The sequence below is a fragment of the Roseomonas aerilata DSM 19363 genome, assembly GCF_000711725.1.
Taxonomy (GTDB): domain Bacteria; phylum Pseudomonadota; class Alphaproteobacteria; order Acetobacterales; family Acetobacteraceae; genus Roseomonas; species Roseomonas aerilata.
Window position 1 is genome coordinate 1 of sequence record NZ_JONP01000142.1, and the last position, 1,559, is coordinate 1,559.

Sequence of the window (1,559 nt, forward strand, 5' to 3'; positions counted from 1 at the left end):
AGCGGTAGCCGGGGTAGGTGGTGGGCTCGGACGGCATTCCGCCAGCTTCACCTGACCATCTCGTTTCAGCCAGACCTGGACAACGTGACAATGCCCCAGGTACCATTTGGCACTGGCGACGAAGGGCTCATCATCACTCATGGCACAGCAATCGTCTCCCCGCTGAAGACCTAATTCCACCGCACGCGGCGCCACGGTCCTGCGCACTGCCCGCGCAGGATCGCCCGTTCCCACATTCAGGGCGGTTGGGCACCGACCTGCCCAAAGGCACGTCCGTCGCCAGTCTTGGCGTCGTGCCCGCCAGCCATCAGCGGATGGCGCCGGGAGGCGATCCGTAGGAACGCTAGGCGGCTCCAGAGTGGGTCATGGCTGCGAGGGCCGCGACGTGAACGGAGGTGCAGGTTAGTGCCACGCATGAGCATATCCTGCCCTATCTCGCCGTTTTGTCGAAGAAGGTTATGCTTGACGTAACCCCATGGGTGACGCTATACGTAACCCCATGATCAAGAGCTTCAAAGACAAGCGGACAGCGGCGGTGTTCGCGGGGCAGATGCCGAAGGGCTTCCCCACCGACATCGCCTCCATCGCTCGCCGGAAGCTCGCGATGCTCGACCGGGCCGTCACCCTCACCGACCTGAAGGTGCCGCCCAACAACCACCTGGAGGCCCTGATCGCTGGCCGCGTTGGTCAGCACAGCATCCGGGTCAATCGCCAGTTCCGCCTCTGCTTCATCTGGCGGGATGGAGACGCCCACGAGGTGGAGATCGTGGATTACCACTGACCTCCCCCACCCGCTCACCGCTCACCTGGAGGCTTTCGCCCCATGACCATCCTTCGCGACGACCTCGACGCCGGCCGGGTAGACCTGTCGGACGTCACCACTGGCGAGACCATCCCGCCCGTCTCCCCCGGCGAGGTGCTCCGTGAGGAGTTCCTCACGCCCATGGCGCTGTCCGCCAAGCGCCTAGCACTCGAGATCGGCGTTCCGACCAACCGGATCACCGCCATCCTTCATGGCACCCGCGCCCTAACGGCCGAGACCGCCATCCTGCTGTCCCGTCGGTTCGGGAACAGCGCCGAGTTCTGGCTTGGCCTGCAGATGGGGTGGGACTTGGCGCGGGCACGCGAGGCGCTGGCGGCGTAGGGCGGGCCCCGCAGCCCCCACTACTCAGCCAGCCTCGTCAGCGCCGCCTGCACGTGACAGCGAGGGCTTCTACGGCGCAATCAGGGCGGCGATGCTAATGCCGTCCAGCCGCTGGCGCGCCTCCACATACGCCGGGATCTTCGGGTTCTCCTCGACGGCGCAGCCGTACCACCATTTCGCCGCGTGGAGGTCGCCGAGCAGTTCACAGCACCAGCCGATGCGTTTGGCCAGGTAGCCCGCGTCGAGTGAGGGATCGGCGTCTGCCATGAACAGGTAGATGGCCATTGCATCCTGATGCCTGCCCGCGTCGATGAATTCAGTGGCACGTTGTAACGTTGGTGCATCGATCGGAGCGTTGGACGCATCTCTCCCAGGAGCCCTGGCGATCAGGTGGTGCGCACATACTCCGGGCGAC

General features: G+C 65.2%; 3 protein-coding genes. 2 read left to right on the plus strand and 1 reads right to left on the minus strand.

Annotated features, from left to right (window positions below; all coding sequences use genetic code 11):
- Positions 1–499 precede the first annotated feature (499 nt).
- Together BO39_RS29405 and BO39_RS32325 are read left to right on the plus strand one after the other, a co-directional pair.
- The gene (locus BO39_RS29405; protein ID WP_043840434.1) at positions 500–781 is read left to right on the plus strand and encodes a type II toxin-antitoxin system RelE/ParE family toxin; all 282 of its coding nucleotides are present in this window, start codon (positions 500–502) and stop codon (positions 779–781) included.
- Between the two features lie 42 nt (positions 782–823).
- Positions 824–1,144: a HigA family addiction module antitoxin gene (locus BO39_RS32325; RefSeq protein WP_084698688.1), complete on the plus strand. Its 321-nt coding sequence runs from the start codon at positions 824–826 to the stop codon at positions 1,142–1,144.
- Between the two features lie 69 nt (positions 1,145–1,213).
- Here the strand turns inward: BO39_RS32325 and BO39_RS34195 are convergent.
- Positions 1,214–1,559 (minus strand): hypothetical protein (locus BO39_RS34195; RefSeq protein ID WP_211257621.1); only part of this gene is annotated, 346 nt, incomplete at its 5' end.

What these genes read in the sequence shown, in the direction of transcription:
- BO39_RS32325 (WP_084698688.1), top strand. Translation starts at nt 824, where the DNA reads ATGACCATCCTTCGCGACGACCTCGACGCCGGCCGGGTAGACCTGTCG.
- BO39_RS29405 (WP_043840434.1), top strand. Translation starts at nt 500, where the DNA reads ATGATCAAGAGCTTCAAAGACAAGCGGACAGCGGCGGTGTTCGCGGGG.